Consider the following 18,710-nt stretch of genomic DNA (forward strand, 5'->3'; position numbering starts at 1 on the left):
CTACGCCGCACACTCCAGGAGCACCCATGGCCCTCAAGATCACCGTGATCGGAACCGGCTATCTCGGCGCCACGCACGCCGCGGCCATGGCCGAGCTCGGTTTCGAGGTCCTCGGGCTGGACGTGGTGCCCGAGAAGATCGAGATGCTCCAGCGGGGCGAGGTCCCGATGTACGAGCCGGGACTCGAGGAGCTGCTGCGCAAGCACGTCGCGGGCATCGAGGGGTCCACCGGGCGGCTGCGGTTCACGATGGACTGGGCCGAGGTCGGGGAGTTCGGCGACGTCCACTTCGTCTGTGTGAACACTCCGCAGAAGCACGGCGAGTACGCCTGCGACATGTCGTACGTCGACGCGGCCTTCGAGTCGCTCGCGCCGCACCTGCACGGTCCGGCCCTCGTCGTCGGCAAGTCCACGGTGCCCGTCGGCTCGGCGGACCGGCTGGCCGCCCGGCTCGCGGAGCTCGCGCCCGCGGGCGAGGACGCCGAGCTCGCCTGGAACCCGGAGTTCCTGCGGGAGGGCTTCGCGGTGCAGGACACGCTGCACCCGGACCGGATCGTGGTGGGCGTGCGCAGCGACCGGTCGGAGAAGCTGCTGCGCGAGGTGTACACGGCGCCGGTCGCCGAGGGCTCGCCGTTCGTGGTGACCGACTTCCCGACCGCCGAGCTGGTGAAGACGTCCGCGAACTCCTTCCTCGCCACCAAGATCTCCTTCATCAACGCCATGGCCGAGGTCTGCGAGGCCGCGGGCGGCGACGTCGCCAGGCTGGCCGAGGCGATCGGGCACGACGAGCGGATCGGGAAGAAGTTCCTGCGGGCGGGGATCGGCTTCGGCGGCGGCTGCCTGCCCAAGGACATCCGCGCCTTCATGGCACGCGCCGGCGAGCTGGGTGCCGACCAGGCGCTGACCTTCCTGCGCGAGATCGACTCCATCAACATGCGGCGCCGCGGGCAGATGGTCGAGATGGCCCGGGAGGCGCTCGGCGGCGGTTCCTTCCTCGGCAAGCGGGTCGCCGTGCTCGGCGCGACGTTCAAGCCGGACTCGGACGACGTGCGCGACTCGCCCGCCCTGAACGTCGCCGGGCAGATCCACCTCCAGGGCGGCCAGGTCACCGTCTACGACCCGAAGGGCATGGAGAACGCGCGGCGCCTCTTCCCGACGCTGGGGTACGCCGACAGCGCCGTCGAGGCCGTGCGTGGCGCCGATGTCGTGCTGCACCTGACGGAGTGGCGCGAGTTCCGCGACCTGGACCCGGCGGAGCTCGGCGAGACCGTCGCGGCCCGTGTGCTGCTGGACGGACGCAACGCGCTCGACCCCGAGGTGTGGCGCCGTGCCGGGTGGACGTACCGGGCGATGGGCCGCCCGACCGCCTGAGACAGCCGTGACGGCGCGCCGGAGGCCGGCGGGCCGGAGAAGGGGTGACGCCGGTCCGGCCGAGGCTCAGTCGGCCGGACCGGCGTCAGTCGCATTCTGCACCACTTCGCCGTCCCCCGAGCGGCGACCGCCCGACTCGCCACCGCCACGGGCTACTTGGCGCGGTACCGCCGCATCTTCGCGCGCGCCCCGCACACCGACATCGAGCACCAGCGGCCGCGGCCCGCGGGGCTGCGGTCGTAGTACGCGAAATGGCACTCGGGCAGTTCGCAGGCCTTGAGGCGGAGCCAGGTGCCCTCGGTGAGCGCCTCCGCCACCGCCGCCGCCACCCGGGACGGCAACGGCCCCGCGTCGGCCGGGGCGAGGGCGGCCGAGCCGTCCCGTTCGTCGACCGCCACGTACAGCGGCGCCCGCGCCAGCAGTTCGCCCAGGGGCGTCACCGCGCGGTGCGGCGGGTGTCCGGCGTGCGCCAGGCACACGGCCCGCAGCGACTCGCGCAGCTCCCGCGCGCCGGCCACGTCCCGCTCCGCGACGCCGAACGCGGCACGTCCGTCGGCCGTGTCGAGCAGGTCGGCGCCCGACCCCAGGTCCACGGTGTTCACCAGCGCCTCCACGAGGGCCAGCCCTCCGGGAGCGGGCGCCCTCTCACTCATTTCGCGACCTCATGCTTGCGACGTTACCTCCAATGCGGGAGTATCCAGTAACCGCCGTTACCGCTTGAAGCGTTCTACAGGTAACTCATCCTTCGGCGGTCCACGAGCAACCGATCCCCCTGGGAGGAAGTCAATGGCTCTCGCCAAGCTGGGCGCCGTCGTCCTGGACTGTCCCGACCCCCGCGCGCTCGCCGGCTTCTACGCCGAGGTGCTGGGCGGCACGGTCCAGGGCGAAGGCGACTGGATCGACCTGGAGGTGCCCGGCGGACGGGCGCTGGCGTTCCAGGCCGCGCCCGGACACGTACCGCCGAAATGGCCCGCGGCCGACGCCTCGCAGCAGTTCCACCTGGACCTGGCCGTGGAGGACCTGGACGCGGCCGAGAAGGGCGTGCTGGCGCTCGGCGCGACCCCGCTCGACGCGGAGGACCGTTCGCGCACCTGGCGCGTGTACGCCGACCCGGCCGGACACCCCTTCTGCCTCTGCGCCTGCTGACCGGGCCCGGGCGGAGGAGGCGTCAGCCGTCCAGTTCCGCGATCTTCGCCGAGGACGGCTCGCGGCGCTGCTGGGCGGCGCGGGCCGTGAAGTCCGCGCTGCGCAGCACTCGCTGGACGTTCCCCCAGGTGAGCAGGGCGAGGTCGGACTCGGACCAGCCGCGGGAGATCAGCTCCGCGATCAGCCGCGGATAGCAGGACGCGTCGGACAGGTCCTGCGGATGGGCGGCCCCCGAGTCGTACGTCCCCGAAAGGCCGACGCACTCCGCGCCCGCGAGGACGCGGATGTGGTCGAGGTGATCGGCGACGTCGCGCACGGACGGCCCCGCCTGCTCGGCCGTCAGCGGGACGAGGCACAGACCCTTGGCGGCGCCGAGCTCGATGAGGACGTCGTCCGGCAGGTTGACCGGGTGGGGGCGCAGCGCGCGGGCCGCGGAACGGGTGAAGACCACCGGGGCCTTGGAGACCGCGAGAGCGCGGCCGGTCGTGGCGTCCGAGGTGCCGGAGAGGTCGGCCAGCACGCCGAGCCGGTTCATCTCGCGCAGCACCTCCTCGCCGAACCGGGTCAGGCCCGCCTCGCTCGCCCAGGAGGCGCCGGCGAGCGTGAGCACCCGCAGGCCGAGGGTGTGCAGCGCGCGCAGGATGCCGAGCGAGTCGCCGAGCGCGCCCGCTCCGGCGGGTCCGAGCAGGACGGCGACGCGGCCGCAGTTGCGGGCGTCGGTCAGACCGGAGGCGCTGTACGTCATGCGCAGGCCCTCGGGATGCGCCCGCACCACCGTCTTCACCAGGTCCAGCTGCTCCAGGGTCGCGCCCACGGCACGGTCCCCGGCGAGACCCTCCGGCAGATGCAGCGAACAGAACACGGCACCGACGTGCCCCGCACGCAACCGGGGCACGTCGGTGTCCACGGAGGTCTCGCCGAGCTCCAGGTCGTACCAGGGAAGGTGGCGCAGCACCCAGGGAAGACCGCTGTAGCCGTCGGCGACGGGGTGGGCGGCGAGGAAGGCGTGGGCCCGCTCCAGCGGGTCGCCCCCCGACGTGCCGGCCGGCCCGGGCGTGCCGAGGAGCGCCGGCTCCGACTCCGGCCAGACGGCCGGCGAGTCGAGTTCGCCCACCTCGGAGGTGAGGTGCAGTTCGTCCTGCAGTTCTGCCATGACGGCCTCCGCTGGGTGGACGGTGATCGCAGTACCGCCACCGTTGCACGGAGCCCGGGGGGCTTCCTGGTGGGTGGAGCGTTCGGGGGTACGCCCCCGGGGCGGCTCCGCCCGCCGTACGTCCTACGGGTGTGCCCGCGGGCACACCCGTAGGTGGTACGTCAGCCGTCCAGCTGCTCCAGCGTCGCGTTCGACGGGCCGCGCCGCGCCTTCAGGTCGCGGGCCACGTCCTCGGCCGCGCCCAGCACGCGCACCGAGTTCTGCCACGTCAGCTTGGCCAGATCGGCGGACGACCAGCCGCGGTCGAGCAGTTCGGCGACCAGGTTCGGATAGCCGGACACGTCGTCGAGGCCGTGCGGGGTGAAGGCCGTGCCGTCGTAGTCGCCGCCGATGCCGACGTGGTCGATGCCGGCGACCTCGCGCATGTGGTCGAGATGGTCGGCGACCGTCGCCACCGTCGCGACGGGGCGCGGGTTGCTCTCCTCGAACACGCGGTGGATCTTCATGCCCTCGGCGGTCGTGTCCAGGTGGTGGAAGCCGTGGGCCCGCATGTTCTCGTCGGCCGCGGCCGTCCAGTCGACCGCCGCCTGGAGGACGAACTTCGGCACGAACGTCACCATCGCCACACCGCCGTTGGCGGGCAGCCGCTCCAGGACGTCGTCCGGGATGTTGCGCGGGTGGTCGCACACCGCGCGCGCCGAAGAGTGGGAGAAGACGACCGGCGCGACCGACGTGTCCAGCGCGTCACGCATCGTCGTTGCCGCCACGTGCGAGAGGTCCACGAGCATGCCCTCGCGGTTCATCTCGCGCACGACCTCGCGGCCGAAGGCCGACAGACCGCCCACGGTGGGCACGTCCGTCGCCGAGTCCGCCCACGCGATGTTGTCGTTGTGGGTGAGGGTCATGTAGCGGACGCCCAGGGCGTACAGGCCCCGCAGCACGGCGAGCGAGTTGTCGATGGAGTGCCCGCCCTCCGCGCCCATCAGCGAGGCGATGCGGCCCTCCGCGCGTGCCGCCTCCATGTCGGCGGCGGTCAGCGCGGCCCGCAGGTCCGCCGGATGACGGTCGATCAGCTGCCGTACGCAGTCGATCTGTTCCAGCGTCGCGGTGACGGCGCCCGGGAGGTCGGAGCGGACGTACACCGACCAGTACTGCGCGCCGACACCGCCCGCGCGCAGGCGGGCCAGGTCGGTGTGCAGGTGTGCGCTCTGGTCGGCGGCGATGTCCCGGGCGCCCAGGTCGTAGCGGACCTGTTCGCGCAGCGCCCACGGGAGGTCGTTGTGCCCGTCGACGACCGGGAACTCGGCGAGCAGCTCACGGGCCCGGTCGAGGGACGGGGACGGGGCGGAACCGGTGGACACGGACACGGACGAGGACGTCATCCGCGTCACTTCCCGAAGCCGAAGCCGCTGTTCGCGCCCTCGACCTTGGTCCGCAGCCGCTTGCCCTTCTCCGTCGCCTGGTCGTTCAGCTCCTGCTGGAACTCCCGCATGCGGCCGAGGAGCTCCTCGTCGTGCGCGGCGAGCATCCGGGCCGCCAGCAGACCCGCGTTGCGCGCGCCCGCCACCGAGACCGTCGCCACCGGCACGCCCGCCGGCATCTGCACGATCGACAGGAGCGAGTCCATGCCGTCCAGGTACTTCAGCGGCACGGGCACCCCGATCACCGGCAGCGGGGTGACCGACGCGAGCATCCCGGGCAGATGGGCGGCACCGCCCGCGCCCGCGATGATCGCCTTGAGCCCGCGCTCCGCGGCCTGCTCGCCGTACGTGATCATCTCGCGCGGCATGCGGTGCGCCGAGACGACGTCCACCTCGTACGGGATCTCGAACTCGTCGAGGGCCTGTGCGGCGGCCTCCATGACGGGCCAGTCGGAGTCCGACCCCATGACGATGCCTACAACGGGGCTCATTCGGTGATCGTGCCTCTCAGGTAGCCGGCTGCGTGCCGGGCGCGCTCAAGGACGTCGTCCAGGTCGTCGCCGTAGGTGTTGACATGACCGACCTTACGGCCGGGCTTCACGTCCTTGCCGTACATGTGGATCTTGAGCTGGGGGTCGCGGGCCATGCAGTGCAGATACGCGGAGTACATGTCCGGGTAGTCGCCGCCGAGGACGTTGACCATCACGGTCCACGGGGCGCGCGGGCGCGGATCGCCCAGCGGCAGGTCGAGGACCGCGCGGACGTGGTTGGCGAACTGCGAGGTGATCGCGCCGTCCTGGGTCCAGTGGCCGGAGTTGTGCGGGCGCATCGCCAGTTCGTTGACCAGGATGCGGCCGTCGCGGGTCTGGAACAGCTCGACGGCGAGGTGGCCGACGACGCCCAGCTCCTTGGCGATGCTCAGGGCCATCTCCTCGGCCTTGAGCGCGAGGGCCTCGTCGAGGTCCGGGGCGGGCGCGATCACCGTGTCGCACACACCGCCGACCTGCTGGGACTCGACCACCGGGTAGGCGACCGCCTGGCCGTGCGGGGACCGCACGACGTTCGCCGCCAGCTCCCGTACGTAGTCGACCTTCTCCTCGGCGAGCACGGGGACACCCGCGCGGAACGGGTCCGCGGCCTCCGCCACGGAGTCCACGACCCACACGCCCTTGCCGTCGTAACCGCCGCGGACCGTCTTGAGGACGACGGGGAAGCCGTCGCCCTCCGCCGCGAACGCGGCGACGTCCGCGGGGTCGCTCACGATGCGGTGCCGCGGGCACGGCACCCCGATCGCGTCGAGCCTCGCGCGCATCACACCCTTGTCCTGGGCGTGCACGAGCGCGTCGGGCCCCGGGCGGACGGGGATGCCGTCCGCCTCCAGAGCACGCAGATGCTCGGTGGGTACGTGCTCGTGATCGAAGGTGATCACGTCACAGCCCCGCGCGAAGTCACGCAGCGTGTCGAGGTCGCGATAGTCGCCGACGACGACATCGCCGACGACCTGCGCCGCGGAGTCCTGAGGGGTGTCACTGAGGAGCTTGAACTTGATGCCGAGCGGGATGCCCGCCTCGTGTGTCATACGAGCGAGCTGACCGCCGCCGACCATGCCGACTACCGGGAACGTCACCCTCCAAGAGTATCGGCCGCGCCACCGTGGCCGGTTTCCGCGCCCGTACGCGACCGTTCTCCACGCCCGTACGCGACCGTTTCCCCGGTGTCGTCCCCGGTGCCGGACGCGACTTTTCTTACCTGTGAGCCCTTGCACAGGCATCGTGGAAGGGGGCTGGATAGCATGGCTGAGTTGACATACTCGACCGTCGTAACCGACGACGCATCCACCGACGGGGGCTGGCGACACCATGGGCAGTGCTTCTACGGGGTCTCGTACGGGGCCCCGCAGCGCGGTTCACCGCCGGTTCGACCTGCTGATGCGCGAGGTCGCCAAGTTCGGTGCGGTCGGCGGCGCGGGGCTGCTCGTCAATCTGCTGGTGTTCAACCTCGTACGCCATCTCACCGGACTCCAGGTGGTGCGGGCCAGTGTCATCGCCACCGTCGTCTCCATCGTCTTCAACTACATCGGGTTCCGGTACTTCACCTACCGTGACCGCGACAAGAGCGGGCGCACCAAGGAGCTGACGCTCTTCCTGCTGTTCAGCGCGGTCGGCCTGGTCATCGAGAACGGCGTGCTCTACGCCGCGACGTACGGCTTCGGCTGGGACAGCCCGCTGCAGAGCAACGTCTTCAAGTTCCTCGGCATCGGCGTCGCGACGCTCTTCCGCTTCTGGTCGTACCGCACCTGGGTGTTCCGGGCGCTGCCCGCCCGGGAGACCGTGGCCAGCGCGGAGGCGATCCTCGACGCGCAGCCGGCGCGGACGCGGGCACGCGCCGACATCTGACCCCGCCGGCACGGGCAGGTCAGCGGACCGTCTGGTCCGGTTCGTCGAGCGAGGGGCGCTTCAGCGGGGTGCGGGACAGGAACAGGCCGAAGACCGGGGGCTGCGCCTGGAGCATCTCCAGACGTCCGCCGTCCGCCTCCGCGAGGTCCCGGGCGACGGCGAGACCGATGCCCGTGGAGTTGCGCCCGCTGATCGTGCGCTCGAAGATGCGGGCGCCCAGGTCGGCGGGGACGCCGGGTCCCTCGTCGGTGACCTCGATGACGGCCTGGTTGCCGGTCACCCGTGTCCGCAGCGCGACGGTGCCGCCGCCGTGCATGAGCGAGTTCTCGATCAGCGCCGCCAGGACCTGCGCGACCGCCCCCGGCGTGCCCACCGCCCGCAGATGCCGCTTGCCCGAGCTGACGATGGCGCGGCCCGCGCTGCGGTAGGCCGGGCGCCACTCCTCCAGCTGCTGCTTGATGACCTCGTCCAGGTCGAAGGAGACGGCGGAGCCGGTACGCGGGTCGCGGGCGTTGGTGAGGAGCCGCTCCACCACGTCCGTGAGGCGCTCGACCTGCGCCAGCGCGATCGTCGCCTCCTCCTTCACCGTGTCGGGGTCGTCGGTGACGGTGATCTCCTCCAGCCGCATGGACAGCGCCGTGAGCGGCGTACGGAGCTGGTGGGAGGCGTCGGCGGCGAGGCGGCGCTCGGCGGTCAGCATCCGTGCGATGCGCTCCGCGCTGCCGTCCAGCACGTCGGCGACCCGGTCCAGCTCGGGGACGCCGTACCGCTTGTGGCGGGGGCGCGGGTCGCCCGAACCGAGCCGTTCCGCGGTCTCGGCGAGGTCGGTGAGCGGCGAGGCGAGCCGGTTGGCCTGCCGCACGGCCAGCAGCACCGCGGCGACGATCGCCAGCAGCGCCACCGCGCCGATGATCAGGAGCGTCCGGCCGACCTCCCTGGTGACGGACGAGCGCGGCTCCTGGACGGTGACCGTCTCGCCCTCCTCGCCCCGGGCGGTGTAGTGGATGATGTCGCCGGTCGGCTTGGTGCCGACCTCGATGGGGGCGCGGCCGGGGATCTCGATCACGGCGTACCGCTCGTCCGTGACCTGGTCCTTGAAGGTCTCCCCGGTGATCTTCTCGTCGCCGAGGATGCGGCTGTCCACGATGCTGGCCAGGCGCAGCGCCTCGGAGTCCACGCGCTCCTGGGCGCTGTTGCTGATGGTGCGGGTCTCGACGATCACGAGGGACACGCCGAAGACGGCGATCACGACGAGCACGACGGCGAGCGTGGACTGGATGAGACGGCGACGCACGGGGCCCTCCGGGCAGGTGGCTGTACGTGGTCCAGTGTGCCCCGGCGCCGTGCCGGCCCGGGCGACACGACGCCGCCGGCCCGGGCCGGGGAGCCGTCAGCTCTTCTCGAAGCGGAAGCCGACGCCTCGCACCGTCGCGATGTAGCGGGGGTTCGCCGCGTCGTCGCCGAGCTTCTTGCGCAGCCAGGAGATGTGCATGTCGAGCGTCTTGGTGGAGGACCACCAGGTGGTGTCCCAGACCTCGCGCATGAGCTGGTCGCGGGTGACGACCCGTCCGGCGTCCCGCACCAGCACCCGCAGGAGGTCGAACTCCTTCGCCGTGAGCTGGAGTTCCTCGTCCCCCATCCAGGCGCGGTGCGACTCGACGTCGATGCGCACGCCGTGCGTGGCGGGCGGCTGCTGGGGCTCGGCCGCACCGCGCCGCAGCAGCGCCCGTACCCGGGCGAGGAGTTCGGCGAGCCGGAACGGCTTGGTGACGTAGTCGTCGGCGCCCGCGTCGAGACCGACGACCGTGTCGACCTCGTCGGCACGCGCGGTCAGGATCAGGATCGGGACGGTGTGCCCCTCGGCACGCAGCCTGCGCGCCACCTCCAGGCCGTCCATGCCGGGCAGCCCGAGGTCGAGCACGACCAGGTCGACGCCGCCCTGCATTCCGGCGTCCAGCGCGGTGGGTCCGTCCTCGCGCACTTCGACCTCGTAACCCTCCCGGCGCAGGGCGCGGGCCAGCGGCTCCGAGATGGACGCGTCGTCCTCGGCGAGCAGTACACGGGTCATGGGGTGATGGTAGTCCGCCGCGGACGACAGCCGTGTGGTGATCGGCCTTCGTCATTCACACCCTCCACCAGGGAGATTCTTACCTGTGGCTGTGGGATGCGATCCTGGTGACCACCTTCGAATGAGTGTCCGTGGTTCCACGTTCACCTGTGATCCATCTCTCAAGTCCTTCCATATGCGGCATTGACATGTCGTATGGTGACCAGAACGCCTGTAGCACCACACGGGGACCTTTGGCGAGAGATTCACGCTGAAGGTCTCTTTTGTGTGCGGGCTGGTGTTTGCCAGCCTTGAAAGGAATGACCTGTGGCCGGGCCCGAACGCGCCGTTGCGTGAAGGGCGTGGATCCCGGTGGTCGCCGTCCGCCGCTTCGCAATCCGGAGTGGACTCCCCCTGGGCGTGGGGGTGGAGGACGTGCTCCGCCGGTGCCGGCCGCCCCCCACCGGGCGCGCAACGCTCATGCCGCGCGTCCCGACCAGCAAGGAACGACCATGGCGTCCAGCCTGACGAAGGACTCGGTCCGCCCGGGCACCCCCGGTTCCGAGAAGACCTTCTTCGGCCACCCCCGCGGACTGGCCACTCTCTTCATGACCGAGATGTGGGAGCGTTTCTCCTACTACGGCATGAGGGCTCTTCTCCCGCTGTACCTGGTCGCGCCGGGCGGCCTGCACCTGAGCGCGGCCACCGCGACCGCGATCTACTCGGTGTACCTGTCGCTCGTGTACCTGCTCGCGCTCCCGGGCGGCTGGTTCGCGGACCGCGTCCTCGGCCCCCGCAAGACCGTCGCCCTCGCGGGCGGCATCATCATGCTGGGTCACCTGACGCTGGCGCTGCCGACGGCCGGCACCTTCTACGCCGGGCTCGGCCTGGTGGCGATCGGTTCCGGTCTGCTGAAGGCCAACATCTCCACGATGGTCGGTCACCTCTACGACGGCCCGGACGACCCGCGCCGCGACGGTGGCTTCACCCTCTTCTACATCGGCATCAACGTCGGTGCGTTCGCCGCTCCGCTGGTCATCGGCACCATCGGCGAGAACGTGAACTGGCACCTGGGCTTCGCCCTCGCCGCGCTCGGCATGGCCCTCGGCCTCGTCCAGTACCTGCTCGGCGGCCGTCACCTGAGCGAGCGCTCCAGCGAGGTCCCCACGCCGCTGTCCGCCGAGGAGAAGGCCGCGACCCTGCGCAAGGCCGCGCTGTGGGCCGGTGTCGCCGTGGTCTTCTACGCGATCGTCGGTTTCTCCGGCCACTACACGCTGAACTGGCTGCTGGTCCCGATCACCATCGCCGGTCTGCTCATCCCGGTCCTGGTCATCGCGCGCATCAAGCGCGACAAGAGCCTCGACCGTGTCGAGCAGTCGAAGATGTCCGCGTACATCTGGTTCTTCGTCGCCGCGGCCGTCTTCTGGATGATCTACGACCAGGGCGGCTCGACCCTGTCGATCTTCGCCGACTCGTCGGCGAAGAACAGCGTCTTCGGCTGGGACTTCCCGGTCTCCTGGTACCAGTCCGTGAACCCGGTCCTGATCATGGCGCTGGCTCCGGTCTTCGCCTGGCTGTGGCTGGCGCTGAACCGCCGCGGCAAGGAGCCGAGCACGGCGGTGAAGTTCGCCTCTGGTCTGATCCTGATCGGTGCGTCGTTCTTCCTCTTCCTGGCGCCGCTGGCGATCGCCGACGGCGGTCACAAGGCCGCCGCCATGTGGCTGGTCGCGATCTACTTCGTGCAGACCGTCGGTGAGCTGACCGTCTCCCCGGTCGGCCTCTCCGTCACCACGAAGATGGCGCCCGCGAAGTACGCCTCCCAGATGATGGGTGTCTGGTTCCTGGCCGTCACCGCCGGTGACGCCACGACCGGTCTGCTCTCCATCGCCGGCGTCGACCTCAACAAGACGGGCATCGTCGCCCTGCAGGCCGCGCTCGCCGTGGCCGCCGGTGTCGCCGTCTGGATGTACCGCAAGCGGGTCAAGGAGCTCATGGGCGACGTCCACTGACGGAACCCCGCCCCCACGCGCCGAAGGGCCGTCGCACCGACCGGTGCGACGGCCCTTCGGCGTTGCGGCCCTGCCGCAGGACCGCTGCTCCGCGACGACGGTCCGTCAGCCGCCCGCCCTGCGTCCCGGCAGGAACGTGAAGACCGCTCCGCCCAGCAGGACGACCGTCCCGGCGACCAGGCCGAGGGCCTTGAGCGCCCCGTGGCTGTCGGAGCCGGTCTCCGCGAGACCCCCGCCGGACGCCGTGCCGCCGGAGCCCGAGGCGGCGGACCCGCCGCCCGAGGCCCCGCTCGCCTGCTCCGTGGTGTCCAGCGTCAGGGACACCTCGGACTTCGTCGGGGTGCAGGTCGTCGTCGTACCGAGGGCCTTCACCGTCAGCACGCCCGGGGAGAGCGTGGAACTGCCGCTCGCCCCCGGCTTGTAGGTGCCGGTGAGGTCGGGGATCTCGATCGGGTCGCCCGACTTGATCGCCTCGGCGTTGGTGGGCCCCTCGACGTGCACGGTGCCCTTGTCCGACCCGCCCAGGACCACCTCCATCGACGGCTTGACCGAGTCGGCGGGGATGTCGGCGGGGCTGTCCATCACGGACTTCTTGAACTGCACGGTGAGGTCGAAACTCCCGCCGTCCTTCTTGGCGTTGATCTGCACGGGGGAGGTGGCGTTCTTGTCTCCGATGGGCGTCTTGCACGCGTAGGGGACGGAGACCTCCTTGCCCGTGAAGTCCGACTGACCGCCGCCGTCCCCGCCGGTGGTGGAACCGCCGGTGTCGCTGCCGTCGCTCTCACTGGCGCTCGGGGACGGGGTTGCCGAGCCGGTGGGCAGTGTGGGCAGCCCGGTCGGGAGGGTCGGCGTCACCGTGGGCAGACCGCCCGTCGTGCCGCCCGTGTCTCCCCCGCTTCCCGTCACCTTGATGGTCGCCGCCGGTTTCACCGTCTCCTTCGGCGTGCACTTCGTGTCGGTGGACAGCGGCTTGCTGACGTTGATGTTGTACGCGTCCGGGGTCAGCGTGACGTCTCCGGCCGCCGTGAGTTTCAGCTTGCCGGTCATGTCGGACAGCTTCATGTCGCTGTTCTTGGGGATCGCCGGGTTGGACCGCGGCCCCTCCATCGCGATGTCGGCGGTCTGCGCGCCGGCCGCCTTCAGCGTGCCGGTCGGCTTGACCGTGTCCTTGTCGAGGTCGAGGACATCGGGGTTCTTGGAGGCCGCCTGGACGAACTTCCAGGTGATGGTGACCTCGTCGCCGACCTTCGCCTCGGCGGGCGCGGTGACCTCGACCTTCGTGGTGCCCTCGACCGGGGGCAGTCCGGAGATCGAGGGCGGGATGCACTCGGTCTTGTACGACACCTCGGCGGCCTGTGCCGGGGCCGCGGCGACACCCAGCAGGATCCCCGCGCCGCCGAGCATCAGCGCGACCCCGGCCGCGCTCACTCTCCGCCCCGGTCCCGGTGCCACTCTCCGTTGCTCGCTCACGTATGTCCCTTCCTCGTCTGACTCGTCCGAGTCGTCGGGCTGTCGTCCTGCGGTGCGGAGAGCTGACCGTTCGCCGCGGTTTCCGGACCGTTGTCCGGGGTGAACCACGGCAGGGTCGGGTTCGTGGAGTTCGAGGACGCCGTCGAAGGCGTGCGCCGCTTCGGTGCCTTCCGGGTCTTCGGTGTCACCGGCCGCCCGGGGGCCGTGTCGTCGGAGGCCGGGGACAGGGCCGGCCGCGGCAGGCGCAGGGCGAGTCCGGGAAGCCCCGGGACCCGGCGGCGGGCCCGCCCGGTCGACCTGCGCGGCCGTGCCCGGTCCACCACGGCCATCCCGGCGCGGAACACGGCGGCCGGGACGACCAGGCAGAGCAGGATCCAGAAGACGGTCACGCCCCAGGGGCGGCCCACGCCCCAGGGCTGCTCGGCGAGCACCTTGCCGCCGTACTTGAGCGAGACGCTGTAGTCGCCGTGCGCCCCGGCCGACAGTTCGACCGGGAGCTTGATCTGTGCCTTCCGGCCGGGCGCGATCGTGCCGCGCCACTGCTGCTCCTCCCACTGCGGCGCGAACACGCCGTGGGAGGTGCCGACCTGGAAGAGGGGGTTCTCCACGGGGGCGGTGCCGACGTTGCCGACGGTGAAGACGAGGGTGCGGGAGGGCGGTGAGCCGAACCAGGTGAGCAGGCCGTCGGACCCGTCGAGCCGGGTGTCCGTGAGCACCGACAGGCGTCCGCCGCTCTCCTCCTTCGGCAACGGCTCGACCGAGTGCCCGGCCACCATGAAGATCGCGTCCGCCTCGGCCTTCTCGCCGGTGACGGTGGCGACGTGCACCACGCACGGGCACGGTTTCGGCGGCTCGGCGACCGGCAGCCGCTTGCTGAAGCCGCCCTTCGCGTCGGTGGTGACGGCCCGGCCGTCGGCGTTGGCGCAGGAGTTGGTGCCGCCGATCACCCCTCGGGACGGCACGGACTGACCGCAGATCAGCATCATCAGCAGCGCCCTGGGGCGCCATCCGCTGCCGGTCACGGTGATCGAACCGCCGGTGCCCGCCTGCGAGGCGGACAGCCGCACGGCCGGCTTCCCGTCGGCGGCCACGGCCGCCGTTCCCACCGTCGGGACCAGGACGAGCGCGAGCGCCGCGCCCAGCGCCGCCATCCGCACCTTGACGCTCACGACACCGCTCCCGTCAGTTCGACTTCCGCACACGGCTCTTCACCCGCCGCGCCGCGGCCCGTCCCGCGACGGGTGCGGCGCCGTACGACGACGAGGGCGCCCACCGCCGCGAGGGCGCCCGCCACCCCGGCCACCGGGCCCCACGGCACGAAGCGCACCGACGTGGCCGAGGAGTCGTGTGCGCCGCCCGCGGCCGTCACGGTCAGCCGGACGTCGACCGAGTCCAGGGCCGGCGGGTCGTGCCACGGCTCGCTGAGCGTGACGCGGCGGCCCGGCAGGAGCTCGACGGGCAGGGCGCGCGGAGCACGGTCGAGGAGCGCGCCGAGGACGCCTTCGGCGTGGACCGCCAGCCTCGGGGCGAGGACCGTGGTGCCGCGGTTGACCAGCTGGTACGAGATCCGGTCGTGGCGCACGGTGACGTGCTCGACGGTGAGCGCCGACAGCGTCGGTCCGCCGACGCGCAGGTGGACCCGGACCGCCGAGGACCGTCCGCCGGCGCTCGCGACGATCGCGCCGGGGTGGTCGCCGGGCGTGGCCCCCGCAGGGACGCTCACGGTGAACGGCACGTCGGCGCGGGTGCGGGCCGGGACCCGCACCTCGACCGTGCGCACCCCGACCCGCCGGCCCGCGTCGGCGTGGTCGCCGGCGGCGCGGTCGCCGGTCCCGGTCTCCCGTGCGAAGCCGATCCACGCGCCGGTGTCCGACGACCTGCTCCGCACGGTGAAGGCGCCGTCCGCGGTGTTGTCGGCGTCCGCGCCGCGCAGCCGGACGGTGAGCGGCTCCGGGCCCGGGTTCAGCACGGACACGGAGTCCTGGAGCACCGCGCCGGCGGCTCCCTCCGCGTAGACGTAGGGGCGGGCGCCGGCCCGGTCCGCCGTGCTCGTGGACGGCACCACGGACCAGCCGTCGGCCCCGAGGGCCGCGGTCGCGGGTGCCGCGACCGACAGCGCCAGGGTCAGGCCCAGCGCACGGGCGGCGAAGAGTGCGTACGGCATCGGCGGCTCCCTGGGGCTTCGGGCGTGCGAGGCGTCAGCGGCGTACCGCCTGATGCCTGCGCGTGAGCCACAGGACGCCGGCCGCGCCCGCGAGCAGCACGGTGCCGCCGAGGGTGCCGAGGGCGATCGCCGAGTCCTCCGGGCCGGTCTGCGGGAGCTCGCCGCCGGAGTCCGAACCGGCCTGGCTCTGGCTCGAACCCGACGAGCCGGAGCCGCCGGCGGCCGTGACGTCGAGGGTCAGGGAGGGCTTGGGGTCGTTCGAGGGGGTGCACGTGGTGGTCGTGCCGAGGGCCTTGATGGTGAGCACGCCCGCGGTGAAGGTGACCTTGCCGGACTTCTTCGGCGTGTACGTGCCGCTCAAGTCGCTGATCTTTATGGGGGTGTTGGCGGGGATCGCCGCCGCGTTGGCGGGCCCGCTCACCGCCACCGTCCCGCTGTCCGCGCCGCCCACCTTGATGACGGCGCTCGGGCTCATCGCGCCCTTGCCCAGCTCCACCGGGCTGGAGGAGACGCCCTTCTGCCAGGACATCGTGAGCTTGTAGCCGCTGCCGCTCTTGACGCTCTTGATGTCGATGGGCGAGACGGCGCTCTTGTCGCCGATCGGCGTCTTGCACTGGTAGTTGACGTTCACCACGGCGGCCTGGGCTGCGGGGGCGGCCATCAGCACCGCCGAGCCGGCCAGGGCCGCGGCGGACGCGAGCGCGGCGGTTCGTTTCTGGTACGTCCGGTACGACACCTCGAAGTCCCTCCGTCGCCGAGATTTACTGACGGCACATCAGATCGGGCGCTCAAAGTACGCCCGGGGTCTTGCGGAGGGAAGACAAAGTGCGCGCCGGATCTGAGGAGATCCGGCGCGCATGCGACGACGTACGAAGAAGGGTTCGAACCGCCGGTAACCCCAGTTGCCGGGGCGGGACGGGCACGGGGCGGCGGGTGCGGCGCACCGCGGGCGGCGGGTGCGCGCGTGCCGGACGGGGCGCGAAGCGGCGGGTGTGCGCACGCCGGGCGCGCGCCGCACGAGGACCGTGCGGCGGCTACGCGGGGGCCCCGAGCTCCGCCCACACGGTCTTGCCCGCGACATCCGGGGTCCGCACGACCCCCCAGTCGAGGCACAGCCGCTGCACGATGAACATGCCGTGGCCGCCGGGACGCCCGGCGCGGTGCGGGGTGCGCGGCGCGGGCTGGCCGTCGCCCCGGTCGGAGACCTCGATGCGCAGCACCTTGTTGTCGCAGCTGATCCTGAGTTCGTCCGGACCCTCGGCGTGCAGGCAGGCGTTGGTGACGAGTTCGGAGACGACCAGCAGGACGTCCTCGGCGGCGGCCCGCCGGTCGGCGCCCGAGGCGGGCAGCCAGCCCCACGCGTACAGCGCCTGGCGGGCGAAGTCGCGGGCGAGCGGCACCACGCCGCTCGCGCCGTCGAAGTTCAGCCTGCGGGCCTGGCGGTCGGCGGAGGGGACGGCCGCGACGACCGGGGGCGCGCCGTCTCCGGGCGCCAAGCCGCCCACGGACGCCCCGGAAGCGCCGCCGTCGCCCGACTCCGGGCCGCGGTCGCCCGGCGGGTAAGGCCGGGTGGTGCTCATCAGCGCTTCACCTCACCGATTCACCGGTTCACAATTCAAGACTCGGTACGTTTCAGGTCTCAGTACGTGCGGATCGAACTTGTGGATCAAACGTGCGGACCGGCGGCGTGTGCACCGCCGCTCCGCTCCCGCCGCCGGCACATGTGCTGCCGACACGTTCAGGATGTCTCCTGCCCGACCGAACCGTCCGAACACCCACTTATTCGGCACGGAACGTGTGACGCGGGTAACGCATCGGTCACTCAGGGGCAACTGGGGCACAACCTCGGGGCGGGAGGGCCTGTGGAACAGGGCGATCAGCCGGCGAGGGCGGCTTCGAGCGTCTCGTGGACGGTGAAGACGGCCTCGGCCCCGGTGATCTCGAAGACCCGGGCGACCACGGGCTGCATCGCCGCCAGATGAACCCCACCGCCCGCGGCCTCGGCCTTCAGCCGGGCACCGAGCAGCACATTGAGTCCGGTCGAATCACAGAACTCAAGGCGTGAGCAGTCGACGACCAACCGTGAGTACCCCTTTTCGAGGCACTTCTCGAGTGGCTCACGCAACAATTCGGCCGTGTGGTGATCCAACTCACCCGCGGGAGTCACGACGGCACTTGAGCCCTCTTCCCGCACCTCGACAAGAAGCCGGCCCGACTGTGCGCTGCCGACCGTCCCGCGGTCCATGCCGTCTCTCTCCCGAGTGTCGTGACTGCTGAAATCTGCACTCGAACACTACGCCTTCCCTACGACCCCCGACACCCGAACAACCCCCCGAAAATGGACATTTCGCCGCGAATCATACTTGCGGTGACCTTGTGAAAGCGGGTAGGGCTAGTAGAGACACGTATTCGACACGGCCGGCTTTGGAGGCGCCGCACACCGCAGTGCACGTATTGGCTTCGGCGGCCATATGCCGAGAACGATGGAGGACATCATGTCACCCCGGCTCGACGCATCGCAGACCCAGACGGCGACGTCGACACCCTCTCTGGACCTTCCGGAGCGCCTCGAAAGGACCGGTGGCCCCGATTCGGCCGCCGAAACCCACGAGTTCGACGGTTTCGACGCCCTCGCCGGACTTCCTGAGATCCCCCCGTACGACGAGGTGGGGCCGGTGGACGCACGGGCTCTGTCCAAGACGCTCTTCCAGCGGCTCGAGTCCCTCGAAGAGGGCACCCACGAGCACGCCTACGTACGCAACACGCTCGTCGAACTCAACCTCGCACTGGTGAAGTTCGCCGCCTCCCGCTTCCGCTCGCGCAGCGAGCCGATGGAGGACATCATCCAGGTCGGCACCATCGGCCTGATCAAGGCGATCGACCGCTTCGAGCTGAGCCGCGGCGTCGAGTTCCCCACCTTCGCCATGCCGACGATCATCGGCGAGATCAAGCGTTTCTTCCGGGACACGTCGTGGTCCGTGCGGGTGCCGCGCAGGCTGCAGGAACTCCGCCTGGACCTCGCCAAGGCGGGCGACGAACTCGCCCAGCAGCTGGACCGCGCCCCGACCGTGGGTGAACTCGCCGGGCGCCTCGGCATCAGCAACGACGAGGTCGTCGAGGGCATGGCCGCCTCGAACGCGTACACGGCCAGTTCGCTGGACGCCCAGCCCGAGGAGGACGACTCCGAGGGCGCGCTCGCGGACCGCATCGGCTATGAGGACCACGGCCTCGAAGGCATCGAGTACGTCGAGTCCCTGAAGCCCCTGATCGCCGAACTCCCGCCGCGCGACCGGAAGATCCTCTCGCTGCGCTTCGTCGCCAACATGACCCAGTCCGAGATCGGCGACGAACTCGGCATCTCCCAGATGCACGTCTCCCGGCTGCTGTCCCGCACGCTGGTGCGGCTGCGCAAGGGGCTGACCGTCGAGGAATGACCTCCTCGCCCTCGCCGGGCCGACCGCGTCCCACCGGTCGGCGTCCGGCCGAGCGGCGTCCGGCCGAGCGGCGTCCGGCCGAGCGGCGTCCGGCCGACCG

The 18,710-nt window shown here is 71.5% G+C and carries 18 protein-coding genes; 5 read left to right on the forward strand and 13 right to left on the reverse strand.

What is annotated here, in order from left to right; genetic code table 11:
• Positions 1-26: 26 nt before the first annotated feature.
• On the forward strand, positions 27-1,370 hold the full coding sequence (locus ACSYGO_RS20650) for a UDP-glucose dehydrogenase family protein (protein WP_460387218.1): 1,344 nt from the start codon (positions 27-29) through the stop codon (positions 1,368-1,370).
• Between the two features lie 152 nt (positions 1,371-1,522).
• Here ACSYGO_RS20650 and ACSYGO_RS20655 read toward each other — a convergent pair whose 3' ends face one another.
• Positions 1,523-2,023 (reverse strand): CGNR zinc finger domain-containing protein, encoded by a 501-nt coding sequence (locus ACSYGO_RS20655; RefSeq protein ID WP_426677814.1) that lies wholly within the window; start codon positions 2,021-2,023, stop codon positions 1,523-1,525.
• A 133-nt stretch (positions 2,024-2,156) separates the two neighbouring features.
• On the opposite strand from ACSYGO_RS20655, the gene ACSYGO_RS20660 reads away from it, so the two are divergent.
• Positions 2,157-2,516, forward strand: a complete 360-nt coding sequence (locus ACSYGO_RS20660) for a VOC family protein (protein ID WP_432188255.1) — start codon at positions 2,157-2,159, stop codon at positions 2,514-2,516.
• A 22-nt stretch (positions 2,517-2,538) separates the two neighbouring features.
• Here ACSYGO_RS20660 and ACSYGO_RS20665 read toward each other — a convergent pair whose 3' ends face one another.
• The 4 genes from ACSYGO_RS20665 to ACSYGO_RS20680 form a co-directional block, all read right to left on the reverse strand.
• Entirely contained in the window at positions 2,539-3,669 is a 1,131-nt protein-coding gene (locus tag ACSYGO_RS20665) for a dipeptidase (protein ID WP_426677812.1), read from the reverse strand.
• Between the two features lie 161 nt (positions 3,670-3,830).
• Positions 3,831-5,051, reverse strand: coding sequence for a dipeptidase (locus tag ACSYGO_RS20670; protein WP_426677811.1), 1,221 nt, complete (start codon positions 5,049-5,051; stop codon positions 3,831-3,833).
• Between the two features lie 5 nt (positions 5,052-5,056).
• Positions 5,057-5,581: a 5-(carboxyamino)imidazole ribonucleotide mutase gene (purE, locus tag ACSYGO_RS20675; RefSeq protein WP_078629328.1), complete on the reverse strand. Its 525-nt coding sequence runs from the start codon at positions 5,579-5,581 to the stop codon at positions 5,057-5,059.
• On the reverse strand, positions 5,578-6,717 hold the full coding sequence (locus tag ACSYGO_RS20680) for a 5-(carboxyamino)imidazole ribonucleotide synthase (RefSeq protein ID WP_426677810.1): 1,140 nt from the start codon (positions 6,715-6,717) through the stop codon (positions 5,578-5,580). Before ACSYGO_RS20680 ends, purE begins: the two co-directional genes overlap by 4 nt.
• Before the next feature lie 232 nt (positions 6,718-6,949).
• On the opposite strand from ACSYGO_RS20680, the gene ACSYGO_RS20685 reads away from it, so the two are divergent.
• Positions 6,950-7,486, forward strand: a complete 537-nt coding sequence (locus ACSYGO_RS20685; RefSeq protein ID WP_426677809.1) for a GtrA family protein — start codon at positions 6,950-6,952, stop codon at positions 7,484-7,486.
• A 19-nt stretch (positions 7,487-7,505) separates the two neighbouring features.
• Here ACSYGO_RS20685 and ACSYGO_RS20690 read toward each other — a convergent pair whose 3' ends face one another.
• Together ACSYGO_RS20690 and ACSYGO_RS20695 are read right to left on the reverse strand one after the other, a co-directional pair.
• Entirely contained in the window at positions 7,506-8,780 is a 1,275-nt protein-coding gene (locus ACSYGO_RS20690; protein ID WP_426677808.1) for an ATP-binding protein, read from the reverse strand.
• A gap of 96 nt (positions 8,781-8,876) precedes the next feature.
• Positions 8,877-9,554 (reverse strand): response regulator transcription factor, encoded by a 678-nt coding sequence (locus ACSYGO_RS20695; RefSeq protein ID WP_018566970.1) that lies wholly within the window; start codon positions 9,552-9,554, stop codon positions 8,877-8,879.
• Between the two features lie 491 nt (positions 9,555-10,045).
• On the opposite strand from ACSYGO_RS20695, the gene ACSYGO_RS20700 reads away from it, so the two are divergent.
• Complete coding sequence (locus ACSYGO_RS20700; RefSeq protein WP_426677807.1) at positions 10,046-11,542, forward strand: oligopeptide:H+ symporter; 1,497 nt, start codon at positions 10,046-10,048, stop codon at positions 11,540-11,542.
• Between the two features lie 105 nt (positions 11,543-11,647).
• Here the strand turns inward: ACSYGO_RS20700 and ACSYGO_RS20705 are convergent, their stop codons facing one another.
• From ACSYGO_RS20705 to ACSYGO_RS20730, 6 genes are all read right to left on the reverse strand, one after another.
• Positions 11,648-12,946 carry a hypothetical protein gene (locus tag ACSYGO_RS20705; protein WP_460389742.1) on the reverse strand — a complete coding sequence of 433 codons (1,299 nt, stop codon included), beginning with the start codon at positions 12,944-12,946 and terminating at the stop codon, positions 11,648-11,650.
• A gap of 62 nt (positions 12,947-13,008) precedes the next feature.
• Positions 13,009-14,163, reverse strand: coding sequence for a hypothetical protein (locus ACSYGO_RS20710; protein WP_460389743.1), 1,155 nt, complete (start codon positions 14,161-14,163; stop codon positions 13,009-13,011).
• Positions 14,164-14,177: 14 nt separating this feature from the next.
• Positions 14,178-15,176 (reverse strand): hypothetical protein, encoded by a 999-nt coding sequence (locus tag ACSYGO_RS20715; RefSeq protein WP_460387219.1) that lies wholly within the window; start codon positions 15,174-15,176, stop codon positions 14,178-14,180.
• Between the two features lie 34 nt (positions 15,177-15,210).
• Entirely contained in the window at positions 15,211-15,912 is a 702-nt protein-coding gene (locus ACSYGO_RS20720) for an LPXTG cell wall anchor domain-containing protein (RefSeq protein WP_432188251.1), read from the reverse strand.
• Positions 15,913-16,210: 298 nt separating this feature from the next.
• Complete coding sequence (locus ACSYGO_RS20725) at positions 16,211-16,756, reverse strand: ATP-binding protein (protein ID WP_426677804.1); 546 nt, start codon at positions 16,754-16,756, stop codon at positions 16,211-16,213.
• Between the two features lie 296 nt (positions 16,757-17,052).
• Positions 17,053-17,421 (reverse strand): STAS domain-containing protein, encoded by a 369-nt coding sequence (locus tag ACSYGO_RS20730; protein WP_028803863.1) that lies wholly within the window; start codon positions 17,419-17,421, stop codon positions 17,053-17,055.
• A gap of 250 nt (positions 17,422-17,671) precedes the next feature.
• On the opposite strand from ACSYGO_RS20730, the gene ACSYGO_RS20735 reads away from it, so the two are divergent.
• Positions 17,672-18,610: an RNA polymerase sigma factor SigF gene (locus ACSYGO_RS20735; RefSeq protein ID WP_037765928.1), complete on the forward strand. Its 939-nt coding sequence runs from the start codon at positions 17,672-17,674 to the stop codon at positions 18,608-18,610.
• Positions 18,611-18,710: the final 100 nt, after the last annotated feature.

It is taken from the genome of Streptomyces krungchingensis, from assembly GCF_054729265.1.